The following is a 16,079-nucleotide window of genomic DNA, read 5'->3' as shown; positions in this document are numbered from 1 at the left end:
TGCTAATCAGCGGTTAACCGGCGACAATCAGCGCATAACTGGCGACAATCAGCGCATAACCAGCGACAATTAGCGCATAACTGGCGACAATCAGCGCATAACCGGCGACAATCAGCGCATAACCAGCGACAATTAGCGCATAATCGGCGACAATCAGCGCATAACTGGCGACAATCAGCGGTTCAATAGGGGGAATCGGTTTTGAATGAGCTTTTACAATCATATGCCAGCACCTTTTCGTCCCAAGTGGAAAAAATCAGCCTTTCGGAAAAAGAACAGCGCAGTATCAACCACCCGATTGTCTTTTTATTCTTGGGCGATCGGGTGACGGATGCCTTGCAAACAATGATCGCCATCAATCATGAAAAATGGCAAAACAGTTCGGGTCTGGTATACCTTCACGCCTATCAAACCGACACCATCAAAAATAATAATGTGCTGTCCTTCCAGCTGCCAAAAGAGGAGTTTGACCGAAAGACAAGGCGGAGAGCCATGTACGAAGCCTTTTTTCGTGATGAAAGCCTCCTGATTGAATTAAATAAGACGTTTCGAACGCTTGCAGCGAAACTGGCTCAGTACGGGAAGGAATATTCTTCTCTTAAAAAAGTAAATCTTTGTGTGGTGACGGCAATTGAAGATCCCGCAACGATTCTGATCCAAGAATTCACATTGCTGTTAAAAAGCATTCTTCAAGAATCGTTTCATATTGTGGAGGTCGATTTATATGGCTTGTTAAAGGAAAAACAGGATGGCATCCATTTCGCTTACTCCACCGCACTAGGGATTAGTTTTTTAAAAGAACTCGATATCTATCAGCAGGATCAATACAGCTTTGTAAAGGATCTCCAACTGACAGAGGATCACCTTCGGCTGCCAGTAAAGCACCCGCCCTCCCCACTCTTTGATTTGGTTTATTTATTAAGTGATAAAAATGAGGATGGCTTGATTTCCAGCACTGCTATGAAACAAAACATGGAAATTATCAGCAATCTCAATCTGTTAAAAAATCGTAAAATGATCAGCGATTATCATGAAAAAATGGACAGCTATCATCACCAGGATTTTAAACGGGGAATCAAAGGGAATTCACAGGAGCCGGTTTATGCTTCAGCAGGATTGGCGAAAGTAACACGTCCAAATAAAGCCATTGCCCTCCATACTGCCCAATGTGTGTTTACTGAGCTGGTCAATTCATTGAGGCGGCGGGCGGCGGAAAAGCGGGAAACAGTGCTCGATTTAGTTGAACTGTCACAAACCCATTTTCAATCCTATTTTCGCCAATTCCTTCCCCCTGCCGAAAAGCTGGAGGATATGAATGCCTTGATGGGCAGCTCCCCTTCCTATCAAACCATCAAAAACATGACAGTACAGGAAGCGGAAGCATTTCTATTTGAAGGCGGTGCCCAATCCTTCTTTTATCACAACTTTGAATTGCCGACCCTTGAGCATTTACAAGTACTGGACATGAGAAGCCATATTGAACGCTGTCTCTACGAAAATATTATTCATCATGAACAATACGGCATATTTTGCGCCTATTTATGGACTGCTGGCCAACCTGGAAGCGAAATAAATGTCCTGCTTGAGATTGATCGGCTCGAGCGGGCGGCAAAACAGGACTTACTGGAAAAAGAAGCACTGCTTACGCAATACTATCAGCAGCCCGTCCAACAGTTAGCCTATAAAAAAAGCTATCTGCCTTTTTCGGACAAGAAAAATTTTAACAGCTTTGTGCGCTGCTTCTTCGAGACCGTTTATGGAGCAAAGTACGAAATACTGACGCTGAAGGTTAAAAAGAAGATTTTACAGCAATACAGGAAGGTGCTTCAGGAGCATCACCACAAGTTACAGATGAAAATAGAGATTATTGGCCAGGTTGAAGCATGGTTGAAACAATCGGCCGCCGGAAGTCTAGATCATTCTGATGATTATTTAGATCAAAATATTGCCGAATATTATGCCGCCGTGATTAGGAAAATTACAGCAAAGCTAAAGGAAAAACGGGGACCTTTCTTTTTTTCGGATCAGCGATTTTTCGGGAGCCTTCCTTCACTGCTCGATAGCGGAAACCCGGAGACCGTTATGAAAAGGCTCCTCCAGGTATGCCATCTTGAAATGCTGACGCAAGAGGAGTTTCATCGGAGCTTTGAGGATGAACTGTTAGAACGGGCCAATGTGATGACGGGGTATGAAAACCGTGAAATTCTCTCGAAAGAAGATTTGTTTAAGCAATTATATCTTCGCTTACAGGATCACGCCGCCATTCAGATCAAGGTGTTTAATTACACCCAAGAACACCGCTACGAGGAAAAATACTTCTTCGGTGATTTCTACAGCAAGTTCATCCGGTTTGCGTTAGAGAAAGAACTTGAAACAAGGCAATGGAAGGTCGGTTGTGTCCACGAAAAGAAATCGAGCGGTATTGAAAAACTTAGCCTAATGGGAGGTTTCCGGCTCAGAGATCTTATATACTACCGGAATGGTGAAAAATACTACGATGCCTATTGCAGCAATGACTTTGAATTTCACGTCGATCTGGTGAGAACATCTGTTTAAGGATTTCTTGGTCTCTCCCCCAGCGTATTTTATTAGAGAGTGAGAGTGATAGCCTGTGAATTGGGTACCAATTACTTCCCCTCATTTTGAAATAAGGAATATAAAAAAGACCATTCAGGATTCAGAAGTCCATTTAAGTTGGCACTGGCCTAAGGAGATTGACTTTGTCTATATTTATCAAACTTCTGCTGATGAAGTAAAGCCGATCAGCGAACTCCGGGAGAATGACGTAAAGCTGTACACCCGTGACGAATATAAAGGCAATCTGGGTTATGTCAGCAAATTAGATACCATTGGCCGGACTGCCTGTCAGATCTTCCCCTGCCAAAAACGGGAAGGCGGGCTGATTGTTTTCTCTCAGCAAAATGAAAACAATCTCGTGTATATCAACGGCTTAAGAGCAAAGATTTATTTCTCCATCGCCTATAAGCAGAAACTCTTTCAGATACGGAAAAAGGTAAGGATGACCATTGACACCGAATTACCGATCGATAAAGAGCTGCTCGTCTATGTGAAAAAAAGCGGCGGCTTGCCAGGTTCCCCTGAGGATGGCACCGTCTATCCATTTGTTCGCGGCTTCTCTGCCGGAAAAACAGTATTGCCAGAAATCGAAATTGAAAAAAATGAGTTTCTTGCCATCTTTTTTAATAATGGAAAAAATTTAGCACAAAAGTATGAGCTGATACCGCAATAGGGGGCAGTGATATGTTCGCATTATTAAAACGGATCTTTGATAAAAAGCAGCCGGCAAAGGAACGGTTACGCTTTTATGATATTGTCTGTCCGTACTGTTTTGCAAAATTTCACCATGGGGATGTCGTTTTTCGTGCAGCCCACCACATTGATGATGATGAGGATTTTGCGCTTCAGGAGGATGAATTATTAAATCACTATCGTGGAAAATTTGGGCTGGCACCGATCTATGATATTGAGGCTGTAATCGATCCTTCACGTGTTCTTGATGAAAATAAGCTATACACGGATGGTATTTTAATGGGGGTTTCCGATAAATATGCGATAGTGACCCGAAATCGACTCTGCCCCTTCTGTCATAACGACCTTCCCGTCACAGCCGGAAGGCACCCAAGTAATATTTTGTCCATTGTCGGCGCTACATCTGTCGGGAAATCGGTATATATGACCTCCTTGATTCATACGTTGCAGCACGTAACAGCCAACAATTTTGATGCTGCATGTATTCCGCTCGATACTGAGATTAGCAGACGCTTCCGAAGCAGCTATGAAATTCCTTTATTTGAACATGGAACTCTCTTACAATCAACAGATAAAACCAATCGGCAGGAGCCGTTTATTTTTCAATTTATCTTTAGAAATGAAGACAAAGCGCCGCTTACGCTCGTCTTTTTCGATGTGGCCGGCGAAGGAATGACAGACCCGGATTACCTTAAGCTTCATGCGGCCCATATTAAAAATTCCGCAGCCATTCTGTTCCTGGTGGACCCGATGCAAATCCGGATGATTCGCGAAAAACTGATTCACCAATTGGGCGAAAAACCCGGAAAAATCGTTAGCCAAGGGGATGAGCCGCGTGAGGTCGTCGTTTCCCTGTTCGGTGATTTTATTGCCCATCTTGAAAACAGCAAAACAGAGATCCCTACTGCAGTGGTATTAACAAAAAGCGATCTCCTGCATGCCTTAAAACACGATGACGGGGAATACGTTCGCACGAATAGTAACATTTTCCGCCATGTCTCCCATCGCGGCTGTCTCGATTTGGCTGAATATCAAAATATCAACGAAGAAATAAGGAGGTTTTTAGTAAAGGTCGATACGCCGTTTGTGAATGCCCTCGAAGTGTATTTTAAGAATACCTCCTATTTTGCTGTGTCAGCCCTCGGCAGTAACCCTGTCGACCAGCAGGTCAACGGCATTATTAGTCCGGTCCGTGTCGATGAGCCGTTTATATGGCTGCTTTATAAACTGGGTTATATTGAAGGGAGAACGAGTCAGTGAGTGAAAAAATCGAGCAGCAGCTTTATACACGCGAACGCGGCGGAATCTTTCATGCCACTGACGGATATGACACCATTGCCGTTTCCAAAGGTCTTGATCATGGCTTTGTGAAAAAAATATTGCATCCGTTCTGTCTGTATCATCCACCCAAAACATTAACGGAACGCGGAGAAAAAGATGCAGACCGGTACCCCAGGGCCGTGACATTCTTTCAGCCGGAAAGCGGTGAACTGGTCATCGGCCAGGCTGTGTTTGTCCCGGCTGATTTTACTGGTCAGCGCAGTACATATTTCATCCACCATTTTATTATTCCACATTCGCTTAAAGATGAATGGCTGAAGGAGCCGGAGAAGCTGTTTCATATGAACGGCTTTCAAACTTCCTATAATTCTGGACGCGGCAAGGTCCTCCCACAACTGGATGCCGTAGATTATGCTGTCAGAGATATTTCTTTTAACCAAAATGAAATTCTGACCTCCTTAAAGATTTCGGAGGAACATTTCAAACAGGTGCTATATGCCGTCATGGCTTCGATTAGCGGGAAGAAAAAGGTGTTTATCTCGTTGGATGTGCCGATTGAAGAGTATTCGAAATCCGCCCTAAGGTTGCTGGAGCTGCTTTTTCACTATCTCCCCTATGAGTACCGGCGGAAATTAGGTTCACTTACGTTTACCAGTAAGCCTGAGGCGAAAAATGGCATCCATGTGGTGTTTTATGAACCGGGAACGCTGCCCGTGGAGAATCGCTTCTTGAAGAACCAATACATTTTTGAATTTGCCATGGACCGAATTTCCGGAGCAGATGTAATTGCTGAGCACCATACGTTTGTCAATCATGCCTTTCGCCATTTTTCTGAATCCAGGCACGCCAATGATTTTTTTGCGTTTGCGGAAATGGCGTTGTCCGGACTTGCAGAAGTGCAAAAGCTAGAACCGGCAAGCTATGATCAGCTGACGGCCATGTACCTGATCATACACAATAATGATTTCTCCTTATATAAAGAAAATAAACTAGAACTTTTGCAAAGCTTACGGATATTTTTGCAGACTGATTATCATAAGAAATCGGCTTTGGCTGAGCTTTTTTTGAATCTATTAAAGGATAATGCCCTGCTCGAGTTATATATGAAAGAACGGTTGAAACTAGCCGTCCGGGCAGAGGAACTTCTTCAGGAACTTCGCTCCATCCCAGGTTTGCTTGAACATTCTAAGGCGGCCTTATTGCGTTCGATCGATTTGAAGGAATTGACTTTTCAGGACATCATGCTGTATGGTGAAGTTTTTCGACATGAACCTTACCTGCCAGAGGGGAAGGCTCGGGATACCCATGCCTGCCTCCATGCCCTATACCAGCTGCTCACCTCTCCCTCACAAGCCGGTTTCATCGACCTAAAACCGTTAACGTTAGCAGCACGATATCAGGTTAGGGAGTTCCTTCAAAAGGGACTGCGAAACAATCTATCCCCAGATCAATTTCCACTTTTACTAGTCGCTTTTGGAACGGAGGATGACACTGTTGATTATCAAGCTGTATTAGATTTCGTAATCAAACATCACAATGACAAAACGCTGCTGTCCTTTATTATTGAAAACGCTATGCTCGTCGACATGGAACTCGGATACAGGGGGCCATTAAGAAATTATCTCATTTGTCATCCACAGTCGATATGGCAAGATAAAACGCTCCGAAAAGAATTACAATCCATCAGCCTTACCGGCCTTAACCGACTGCTAAAGGAAGTAGAAGCGGAAACGGCCAGCCCTGTGGTTAAATTCTTTAAAAAAATTAAAGCTTCCCTTTAACGGGAATCGAAGCAGGATTATGTTCTCTTACATGTAATTCGAGCATTCCTTATGGGATGCTCATTTTTCTACCAAAAATTATGTCGATAATATTGTTCGTTTATATTTGCTTTAGGTGGTAAAATAGTATTATATAACGAACGAAATATCGTTATAAATAGAAAGTAACATTTAGAAGCTGTGTGCCAGTGGGGGTGTAGATAGATGGTAAAAAAATGGATTAATAGTTTAGCAGGAGCTGCCTTTCTTTTCTGGATCATCGGGACTGTTCATGTTCATGCGGTAGAGCCTGAATATGTTTCTTCGAGAATTGAGGCGGTAATGGTCGTTGATATCAGTAAATCTATGCTTTTCAGTGACCCAAATAAAATCAGCAATGAAGCGATGAAAATGTTTGTGGATATGTCATCCGTTAAGGGGGATAAAATTGGTGTCATTGCCTACGGGAATGATGTTCTTGCCAAAAAGGACATCGTCAAAATCCAATCAGAACAGGATAAACAAGGGATAAAAGCGTTTATTGATGGATTAGGATATGATCCTTATACCGATATGTCTGTTGGACTGACGGAGGCAGTGAAATCTTTAGATGCCAGCCACGAAAAGGAATATTCTCCATTAATTGTCTTGCTTGCAGATGGCAACAATGACCCCGACAAATCCAAGGGTAAAACAGCCAAGGAAGCCGACGAGCAAGCCGAAAAAGCAGTGGCTGATGCCAAATCTAAGGGTTACCCGATTTATGTAATTGGGTTAAATGCGGATGGCAAGCTGAACAAGGATTTACTCCGAACGATTGCCGCGAGCACAACCGGGAAATTTTTTGAGACAAGCAATGCCAATGATCTTCCGGGAATTTTAAGTGAGATCTTTGCCGATCATTTGAAATTAAAAGTCGTCCCAATCCATGATGTTGTCGCAAAGGAAGAATTTCAAGATATAAAAATCACCATTCCGAACGAAAACGTATTAGAAGCAAACATCTCGCTTGTGTCAAGCAAGCCAGTGGAATTGAAATTAGTTGATCCGGAAGGACAGGAACAGGCCATTCCTTCCGAAAAGTTTCCACTGACCACATCCAAGAACTACTCCGTGTTAAAATTAATGGCCCCTGCCCAAGGTGATTGGATACTTAAGGTCAAGGGATACCCAGAAGATAAAGTAGAAATCAAACTCGTCTTTAACAATGATTTACCAATAAAAAATACCCCGCTCGTGCAAGAAGCTAAAGCAGGTGACCCGGCAGATCCTGCACCATTAGCGGCAGATAAAAACCCAGCGGAAGAATGGCAGCCTTTCCCATGGCTGTATCTTGCCATCGCTTTGGCAGGAGTCTTTCTACTAGCAGTGATCATCTCAATTATAGCAAAACGCAAGAAAAGCAGGTTCGGGTTTAGCGGTCAGCTGATTATTGAAATTAAGGATGAGTCGACAGGGGAATGGACAAATCCACAGATTAAGAAGTTAAAAGCATTTAAAGGAGAATTCTGTCTCAATCAGCTGTTCTTGCTTGAACCGGAATTCAAAGCGACGGATCACATCACCTTTGTTCCGATCACGGATAATACCTTACTGTTTATTAATAAAACAAAGGTCCAAATAGAAATGGGCGATGTCACGATTGATGCTGAATCCGGTCACAGGTTAAGACGCAATGACAAGATGCGGATTAGATTAGCTGATGTAAACAAATCCATTTATATTGCAAATGTCAGTTAAAAGAAATGTTCAAAAATAAAAGCGATGGACTCTATTAATCAAAATAGACATCCATCGCTTTTTAGCTGCTTTTTCTTACTCTATTCGTCTTTTACAACTTTCCTGCGTCTGAAAATGAAGGCCCCGGCCGCTGTTAAGAGAAGCACTCCTGCTGCGATGCTTCCGGCAAAGAGTGGTTTGTTTTCGTAAACTTTAACGAGCGCACTCTTTTCGACAATTTCGAATGGAATCGTCGAGGTACTTTCGTTTCCTGCCTTATCTGATGCGACTACCTTAATTTCATACGGTTTGATTTCTTTTAGCGTCGTTTTTATCACTTGGGCGCCATCTTTTGTCATCGCATCACCAGAAAATGATTCGCCATTCACTGTGATAGATGTTATCGTATCTTCTGGATGTTCCAGACGGATTCCGACTGTTACCGCTTCGTAGTACTTCTTGTTTTTCTTAACACCCTCGTACACGACCTTTGGCTTCGTCTTATCAATAATAAATTCGACACTCAACTGTTTAATATTTCCTGCCTTATCCTTGACTTCAAAGTAAAGAACATGCTTCCCTTCCGTTTCGATTGGAGTCCCAATCGTGTACGGCTCTCCATCTAAAGTCAGGGAAATAATATCATAGTCGCTCATATCTTTAATCAGCAAATCAGGAATAAGATTCTTATTAAAATATTGATCAGTGATTGGCTCTTTAAAACTAATCACAGGCGCCGATTTATCAATCGTAAAGACAACCGTTCTTGCATGAACATTGTCCGCCTTATCGTAAATGGCCGCTTTTAATACATAATCCCTTTCATCATCAAGCTTTTGTCCCTTTTTAAAAGGCTGGTTATTAAGGGTAACAGATGTCCTGTTATCATCTAGATGCAGATCGGAAAACGTAACAACCGGTGTTATATTTTTATTAAAGAAGCCATCCACGACCCCTTTAATATTTAATATAGGTCTTGTCGTATCCAATATAAAGCTGATATCCAATGTTGCTTCGTTGCCTGCTTTATCCTTGGCAGCAACATGGTAACGGTACTCCATTTCTGTCGCCGCTGTCGGGATCTGATTTTTAATGTCCGCACCACCGTTTAGGGTAACAGAGACAATCGAATCCTCGGACTGGTCGAGCACAAATTGCGGCGTGAAAATTTTGTTAATGTACTGCCCGTTTTGGATGACGCGATTCTCACCCTTGAACTTAGGTGTAATCACTGGCTTCGTTTTATCAATCGTAAATACGACCGAACGGCTAAAACTATTGCCCGCCTGGTCAACCGCTTCGACCACGATTTCGTACTTTCCTTCGTTGCTAAACGTATGACTTAGCGCTGCTGTTTCACCGCTGACACGGAAGCCTCCAGCGTTGTAGCTGCTGCCATCTCTTGTCACCTTAATCGTGTTCAGCTTCAGATTTTTATCCTTGATGGTTACATCCACTTTTTTATCGATATTATAAAATGCATTTTGGTCAACGCCTTGAATATCAATGGTTGGTTTTGTCTGGTCAATCGTAAAGCCAAATGGCGGAATCATCGAACGGTTCCCGGCTTTATCCGTCAAGCCTAGTGAAATCGTATAGTTTCCATCTTCGGCTAACGTTTTCGTTACATGCGATTTTACTAAAAGTACCTTGGTTACCTTCGTTGTTTGATAGATCTTCTTCCAACCGCCAAACGAAATAGCCTTGCCATCCTTTGTTACCGTAAGCTCAATATCCTCTGCCGCAAAATTTCGGTCTTCAACAGCAGCATAAACAGTTTTCACTTCTGGGTAATAATTGTGATTAGCCGCTTTTGTGTCTACGCCCGTTATCGTTAATTGCGGAGGAGTTTGGTCGATGATGAACTCCCGTTTTTCTTGTAAGCCCGCATTGCCTGCTTTATCAGTAGATGCGAGGGTAACGGAATAATCTCCATCCTCGGTGAATGTATATGCACCAACACCGGTATCGGTTGTTCCCGCCAGCCATTTCAGCTGTCCGGCTTTTGAAAAATGAACTCCATCCTTCAGGACGGATAATTCATTGCCCGTCAACTGCAGGTTGGTGTCGCTGATTTTAAACTGAAAATCCGTATTTTTATTAAAATAGCGCTTATCCGTGAAAACGGGGTCAATGCTTACGACTGGAAGCGTATGGTCAATCGTAAATAGGATAGACTTTTGTTCCGCGATATTTCCCGCCTTATCCTTGGCATCGATGATAATTTGATAATCGCCTTCGTTTTGCTCATCTTCCTGGGCAAAATTAATGGTATAGACAGAACTTGCCGGACTCTGGGTCCATGTTCCCGTTACATTGCCGATTGGCATATAGTCTCCACCAGATTTTCTTCTAACATCAATGTTAACATCGTTTATCTCAAAATTTGTCTGAAGTTCATTGACAAGAATGGACACGGTTCCCTTTTGCCCATAACGGCTGCCATTAAAGTCGGCACTCAGGCTAGTATCCACTACCGGTGCTGTAGCATCAATCGTAAAGTCTACTGTTTTCGCCACTTCATGTCCTGCCGCATCCTTCACTGTTACCGTCACACGGTATTCCCCGTCATAGCTGCTGTCTGCCTTCTCACTAGTACCAAATGGAAGTGCGGCTGTTGAAGTTTCCCCTGTATTTTCCCATTTTGGATATCGGTCATCTTGGAAGTCAGTAAACTGGCCATCCGCAGCTCGTTTTTCAACTTTATAGGTAACCTTGTTGGTTTGGTAATTCTTTTCCTTAACCTGAATTGTTACTGTTCCGTTTTTTACAAACGCAGCGGGCTCAATCCCTGTTAGCGATACTTCCGGAGCCTTTGAGTCAACCACAAAGGTGAGCGGTCCAATGGAATCACTATTTTCCAACCCATCAGCCGAATTGAAGGAAAGCTCATAATCTCCGTCCTCCAGGGTGACATTATTCTTCAATGTGGCAATCGTTCGCGATTCATCCGTTTTCAGTGCCATAGCCTTTTGATTTAACATAAGCAGTGTTTTGCTCATATCCAATGTTAAATCGGCAGCCTTAACAGAAAAACTTCCGTTATCAACGTACAGCTGATCCTTTATCGTTTTTCCGCCTGCTGAGACTTCCAGTACTGGCTTTTGGCTGTCGATGGTGAATTGGACCTTTTGAGCGGTCTTATTGCCGGCTATATCGCTGGTTACAATCGTCAATTCATAGATGCCATCCTCAATCTCTTGCTTAAATGATGCCGTTTTGTTGTCAGCGGCAAAACTTGGCGTCAAGGAGATGGCTTCTGTATTGCCGCCAATCGACTTTTTAGCCAGCGTCATGACAGTGGTCTCAACATTTAATTGCCTGTCATCCGTCAGGCTGATATCAACTGTTTTCTTTTCTTTATATTTCTGATTATGTTCGACACCTGTCACCGCAATGGCCGGTGCGCTTTTATCAATTGTAAAGGACACTGGATAGGTAAACTCCACCCCTTGGTTATCGGTAATGGTTGCCGTTCCTTCGTAATGCCCTTCCTCGGTCAGTGTCAAGTTGGCAAAGCGTTTAAAGAAACCAAATCGTTTTGGGGTAAAATCAACGACATGATCAAAGCTCTCCCCATTATGTGTTCTGACCAGGTTTGCTGTTGCCTTGGTAATCGCTCCGTCATCCTCAAACTTAACGGTCACATCTTGATGATAGAAACCATCATGGTCGAAGCCTGACATTTTTGGCTCGCCTTTATTAATAGTAAAGGAAACCTTTTTCTTCTCACTTTCATTACCGGCTTGATCGTGGAGGAATGCTGTTACATCATATTTACCGGAATGAGGGAAAATCACACGGCCCAAGCGGTTATTTGTTTTATCCCAAGTAATTTCCGCTTGTTCCCCTTCCCCCTCCTCATCGAGAACAACGAGGACGGATACAGCATCTTGAGAAAAATTCTCTTCCCTCTACTTCGAGATTCAAGACGACAAGGCCGTCTTTATCGGTGTAGACTGATTTATTGATCCCAGAAAGGGTAATCTTAGGGTTAACCGTATCTCTTTTAATGCTGAACGCGGCCGGCTTTGCAGTAAACCCCCATGAATTTTCAGCAAAATCCATGGCCACGTCTAACTGACTGTCACCTTTGGAAGGGAACGTAATCTCTACTTTATACTCGCCATGAAACTGTGCCGCTGCATCAAGAATTTTGCTCACCTTTATGGCATTTGCGCCTTTTCCATCGTAAGATGCGTTTATGCTAAAGGGCTGCTCCACATCGGCCGGTGCCGGTTCTGGAGCCGGTTCTGGGGCCGGTTCGGCGGCCGGATCTGATGCCGGATCTGATGCCGGATCTTCTTTTCCTGCTTCATCAGGCTTTTCAATGGAGCTAAGATAGTTTTGATAATCTTCTTTCAGATCAACTGTAAACGTCACGTTGTCCTTTTGGTTCGTATACCATTCCGGCTTCGGATCTTTATCCATATCCCAAGTTTTATCATTAAACTTGATATATCTGCTCGTCTCGTTTTGCGATAATACATGCTGAGTAAACAACAGGACAAAGAGAAGCAGGATGATGGTAAAGCTAGTCCATACTAGCCATTTATTATGTTTATAGCTTTTATTGATTAGTTCTCCCATCCTCATTATCTCCTTCTATATGGTGTCATTCGTTTGTACGATGACCACGTCTAGTTCTTTCATAAATTTACTGTCAGAAGCAGGCTCCGTTAACACAGTTGTCTCCTCCAACACATCATTTAACAACACCGTCTCGTCGCCAGTCTCCGCAGATAATAACTCTGTTGCTGCTGCATGTTCCGCTAATAGCTCCGTTTCGTCTTGTTCGCCGGCGCCGGATTCCACTCCTAATAGTTCAGTAGAATCGCCGGTGGTTGGCTCCACCCCTAATAATTCAGTAGAATCGCTGGTACCGGATTCTACTCCTAGCAGCTCCGTAGCGTCAACAGAAGCGGCAGATGCCTCTTCTGCCGTCAAAAGCTCTGTCGCCGCAACGCTGCCCGAGACTGCCACTTCTAATTCGACATCGCGGCGCGGCTGGATTTCCCTTGTGATGGGCTTATTGTGCTGAACTTGTTTAGAGCGGGAATGACCTTGCAGCTTTTTGGCCCATTTGTGGAAACTAAATCCTGTTAAATCTTCTATTACCTCTGAAATATTTAATTTAATATACAGAATAATAGAGAAAATTAGCGAGAGGATGGCTCCGGCTAAGCCGCCATAAAAGATTGTTTGATATTCCACATTATCCCCCCTGCCCTACCAAATTCAAATTAATGTACCTTCTTGTCAGTTTGATAAAACTCTCATCCTTAGCCGCACCTTTTAATTGTGATGCCTTCTCGTACACCCTTAACGCTGCTGCATAATTTCGAAGTGACTCTTCCTTCGCTTGCTCCATATCAAGCAGTAAGTTTCCTAGTTTTGAATAAGCATTGAGACTGGAGGGAAACTGCTTGATGGTCAGCTCGAATTGTTCGGCAGCCTGCCCGCGCTTGTCCATTTCCTCATAGATTGTCCCGATTTTCAGCATGTACTCTTCTTGCTTGATTTCTTCGCTGCCTCCAAGGAGATTGGTATAATGGCGGATTGCTTCCTCATAATCATAAATTGCAGCTGTTTTATCTTTGGAATTGATTCCCTTACTGTAATAAGCTTGTGCTAATTTCAGTTCAAAGTCCTTCACATATTTATCGGCTAAAAAGTCATCATCCAATTTGATGAGAACATCTTTTGCCTTGGTAATTAATTGAATCGCCTTCGTATTGGCATCAGGGATTTGCGCTTTATACGACAGGTAAATATTCGCTAAAGAATTGTAATTATCAATTTTTTTCGCATCATTGCGGGTTTTATCATTGTATTTTTCAAATTCATCCAGTACTTTAGCAAACTTTTTATAGTCGATGTTTAAACTTCCCATCGTCAGCGCTAATGACTTGTAGTACTCCACTTCAGGTTTAACTTTTTGATCAACCTTATTAAAAAATTCTTGCGCCCGGAAATAGTCCTTTTCCACATCAAAATAGGTCATCCCAACTTTAAACAGAACCTCACTATTTTTATCAATATTGCCATACCCCTCATCGATATATCGTTCAATATTCGATAGGCCCTTATCCGCTTCGCCGCTTTGAATATACAAATCTAGTAAGTTATTAAAGGCCATTGCCCTGCCTTTATCGAGCTTAATCGCCTGTTCTAAAAGTTTAATGGCATCCCGATCCTGGCCATTTTGGATATAGCCGTTAGCCTCGTTGATTAAACTCATATAATCTTGAAGCTGTTCATTTTTCATTCCTTTATAGCCCATGACAGAAGTCGTTGCAAATCCAAGGAACAGTACGGCCGGGATCAAGAATACCGCTAATTTTTTCCAGAGCTTTCGTTTATATCCCTGTGTTAATTTGTTGATATTCAGAAGATCGTAGCTCAGCTCTTCACAGCTTTGATATCGATCATCCGGTTCAGCCGCGGTACATTTTGCAATGATATGCTCAAGACCTTCTGGCAGCGCCGAATTCCAGGTGCGAATCGGCCTTAATTCATATGGCGGGTCATTCAAGGTTTTTCCCGTCACCAAATGGTAAAGGGTCACACCTAAACTATAAATATCTGTTCTCGCATCTGTTTGCTTGCCGGATATCTGTTCTGGGGCTGCATACCCTTTTGTCCCCAGATTTGTGGTATCGGTAGAATTCTCTGTTTTAAACTCCCTGGCGATTCCGAAGTCAATCAGCTTAATTTTCCCCTCGGGAGTCAGCATGATATTATCTGGCTTCATATCGCGATAAATAATCGGATTTGGCTTTCGTGTATGTAAGTAGCCAAGCACATCACTTAACTGCCTCGCCCAATCAATCACCTCAAGCGCGGAAGCTGTATTTTCACGCTTCAGCTTCTCCTTCAGCGATTCACCTTCAATATAATCCATTACTACATAAATCTCGCCTTGGCGGTCAATGACATCATAAATCCGAGGTAAGGCGCCATGGTCTAATCTTTTGAGCATATTCGCCTCAACGACAAGACTGTTGACAAGCAAATCGTCGTCCTTGTTTGCCCGCTTGCGGATATCCTTGACGACAAGCGATTTCTTGAGCCTGTTATCCATGGCGAGGTAGACAATACTCATTCCGCCGCGGCCGATTTCTTTCAAAATTTCATAGCGTTCATCAATAATCGTGCCGATTTTAATCAAGGCGCATCACCTGCTGTTACTTTCGTTATTAAAACAGTGATATTATCGGTTTCCTTGCGTTTCTTCACCAGCTCAACAAGGCCTGTGACCGTCTCCTTCATCTGCTCCTCACCGGATAGATGGTCCGGATTTAAGCGGGTAAATATTTCGTCCTCACTGATTTCATGGTAAAAGCCATCCGTGCACAGCATGAACAAATCCCCGTCTTTCACCTCACCGTCGGTTATGACAGGGTCCAAGCCCGGGGATGCACCGACACATTGCAGCAGGACATTGCGGCGCGGGTCGACTTTTGCCTGTTCCTCAGTAATATTGCCGCGTTCAAGCTCCCTGGCCACCAGCGTTTGATCTTTCGTTAGTTGAAGAAGATCCTCGTGAATCTGGTAGGCTCTGCTATCGCCCACATGCAAAAGAAAATACTTGGTATTCACAATCAATAAAGCGGTGATGGTTGTCCCCAGCTTCAGGCTTGCCGTTTCCCCATACTCCAAGATTTTTCGATTAAGCCCCTTTACATAGGCTGCTAATTGCTGTCTGATTTCTGTCTCGATCTGCTCATGGCCGTAAAGAATGATTTTTGGCAGTTCCGTTTCAAACCAGTCAGACATCCCTCTAATCACGGTTGCACTTGCCAATTCTCCTTGCGTAAGCCCGCCCATTCCGTCACATACGATGAACAGGCCGATACGGCCCTTTGGTGTCTTGGCTGTTTTAAGCAGCAAAGCATCTTGATTGGTTTTCTTTTTAATTCCTGCGTCAGTATGGTAAGCAACTTGAAAAGACATGCACTCACCGCCTTTCTTACGAAGTATTACTGGTTGATTGGAGCTCCATGCGCTTCGCTTTCCACTCCAATCACTAAAGCTTTTAATACAGCT

11 protein-coding genes are annotated in these 16,079 nt (G+C 43.3%); 5 read left to right on the top strand and 6 right to left on the bottom strand.

The genetic code is table 11. The features are described 5' to 3' along the window. Nucleotides 1–13: 13 nt before the first annotated feature. On the bottom strand, nt 14–223 hold the full coding sequence (locus ACO1D1_RS09180; protein ID WP_423335678.1) for a hypothetical protein: 210 nt from the start codon (nt 221–223) through the stop codon (nt 14–16). Here ACO1D1_RS09180 and ACO1D1_RS09175 point away from each other — a divergent pair. From ACO1D1_RS09175 to ACO1D1_RS09155, 5 genes are all read left to right on the top strand, one after another. Next, entirely contained in the window at nt 202–2,556 is a 2,355-nt protein-coding gene (locus tag ACO1D1_RS09175) for a hypothetical protein (RefSeq protein ID WP_423335677.1), read from the top strand. The genes ACO1D1_RS09180 and ACO1D1_RS09175 overlap by 22 nt on opposite strands. Nucleotides 2,557–2,611: 55 nt before the next feature. Next, a complete protein-coding gene (locus tag ACO1D1_RS09170; protein WP_423335676.1) occupies nt 2,612–3,250 on the top strand; it encodes a hypothetical protein in 639 nt (212 codons plus the stop codon). Between the two features lie 11 nt (nt 3,251–3,261). After that, the gene (locus ACO1D1_RS09165; protein ID WP_423335675.1) at nt 3,262–4,530 is read left to right on the top strand and encodes a TRAFAC clade GTPase domain-containing protein; all 1,269 of its coding nucleotides are present in this window, start codon (nt 3,262–3,264) and stop codon (nt 4,528–4,530) included. After that, nucleotides 4,527–6,332, top strand: a complete 1,806-nt coding sequence (locus ACO1D1_RS09160; protein ID WP_423335674.1) for a hypothetical protein — start codon at nt 4,527–4,529, stop codon at nt 6,330–6,332. Before ACO1D1_RS09165 ends, ACO1D1_RS09160 begins: the two co-directional genes overlap by 4 nt. A 204-nt stretch (nt 6,333–6,536) precedes the next feature. Then, complete coding sequence (locus ACO1D1_RS09155; RefSeq protein ID WP_423335673.1) at nt 6,537–8,051, top strand: vWA domain-containing protein; 1,515 nt, start codon at nt 6,537–6,539, stop codon at nt 8,049–8,051. A gap of 80 nt (nt 8,052–8,131) precedes the next feature. Here the strand turns inward: ACO1D1_RS09155 and ACO1D1_RS09150 are convergent, their stop codons facing one another. From ACO1D1_RS09150 to ACO1D1_RS09130, 5 genes are read right to left on the bottom strand one after another with little or no spacing between them, the layout of a single operon-like run. Beyond that, nucleotides 8,132–11,839 carry an Ig-like domain-containing protein gene (locus tag ACO1D1_RS09150; RefSeq protein ID WP_423335672.1) on the bottom strand — a complete coding sequence of 1,236 codons (3,708 nt, stop codon included), beginning with the start codon at nt 11,837–11,839 and terminating at the stop codon, nt 8,132–8,134. A gap of 52 nt (nt 11,840–11,891) precedes the next feature. Continuing rightward, entirely contained in the window at nt 11,892–12,620 is a 729-nt protein-coding gene (locus ACO1D1_RS09145; RefSeq protein ID WP_423335671.1) for a hypothetical protein, read from the bottom strand. Nucleotides 12,621–12,635: 15 nt separating this feature from the next. Beyond that, nucleotides 12,636–13,244: a hypothetical protein gene (locus tag ACO1D1_RS09140; RefSeq protein ID WP_423335670.1), complete on the bottom strand. Its 609-nt coding sequence runs from the start codon at nt 13,242–13,244 to the stop codon at nt 12,636–12,638. Nucleotide 13,245: 1 nt separating this feature from the next. Beyond that, nucleotides 13,246–15,201, bottom strand: coding sequence for a protein kinase domain-containing protein (locus ACO1D1_RS09135; RefSeq protein ID WP_423335669.1), 1,956 nt, complete (start codon nt 15,199–15,201; stop codon nt 13,246–13,248). Further along, nucleotides 15,198–15,986 (bottom strand): PP2C family protein-serine/threonine phosphatase, encoded by a 789-nt coding sequence (locus tag ACO1D1_RS09130; RefSeq protein WP_423335668.1) that lies wholly within the window; start codon nt 15,984–15,986, stop codon nt 15,198–15,200. The genes ACO1D1_RS09135 and ACO1D1_RS09130 overlap by 4 nt, the downstream gene beginning before the upstream one ends. Nucleotides 15,987–16,079: the final 93 nt, after the last annotated feature.

Origin of the sequence: Neobacillus sp. 19 (assembly GCF_049463095.1) — a bacterium.
In the GTDB taxonomy this organism is placed as follows: Bacteria; Bacillota; Bacilli; order Bacillales; family Cytobacillaceae; genus Neobacillus.
The sequence above is the reverse complement of the archived record's forward strand: the minus strand, read 5'-3'. Positions and strand labels throughout refer to the sequence as shown.

What these genes read in the sequence shown, in the direction of transcription:
- ACO1D1_RS09180 (WP_423335678.1), bottom strand. Translation starts at nt 223, where the DNA reads ATGATTGTAAAAGCTCATTCAAAACCGATTCCCCCTATTGAACCGCTG.
- ACO1D1_RS09155 (WP_423335673.1), top strand. Translation starts at nt 6,537, where the DNA reads ATGGTAAAAAAATGGATTAATAGTTTAGCAGGAGCTGCCTTTCTTTTC.
- ACO1D1_RS09145 (WP_423335671.1), bottom strand. Translation starts at nt 12,620, where the DNA reads ATGGGAGAACTAATCAATAAAAGCTATAAACATAATAAATGGCTAGTA.
- ACO1D1_RS09130 (WP_423335668.1), bottom strand. Translation starts at nt 15,986, where the DNA reads ATGTCTTTTCAAGTTGCTTACCATACTGACGCAGGAATTAAAAAGAAA.
- ACO1D1_RS09165 (WP_423335675.1), top strand. Translation starts at nt 3,262, where the DNA reads ATGTTCGCATTATTAAAACGGATCTTTGATAAAAAGCAGCCGGCAAAG.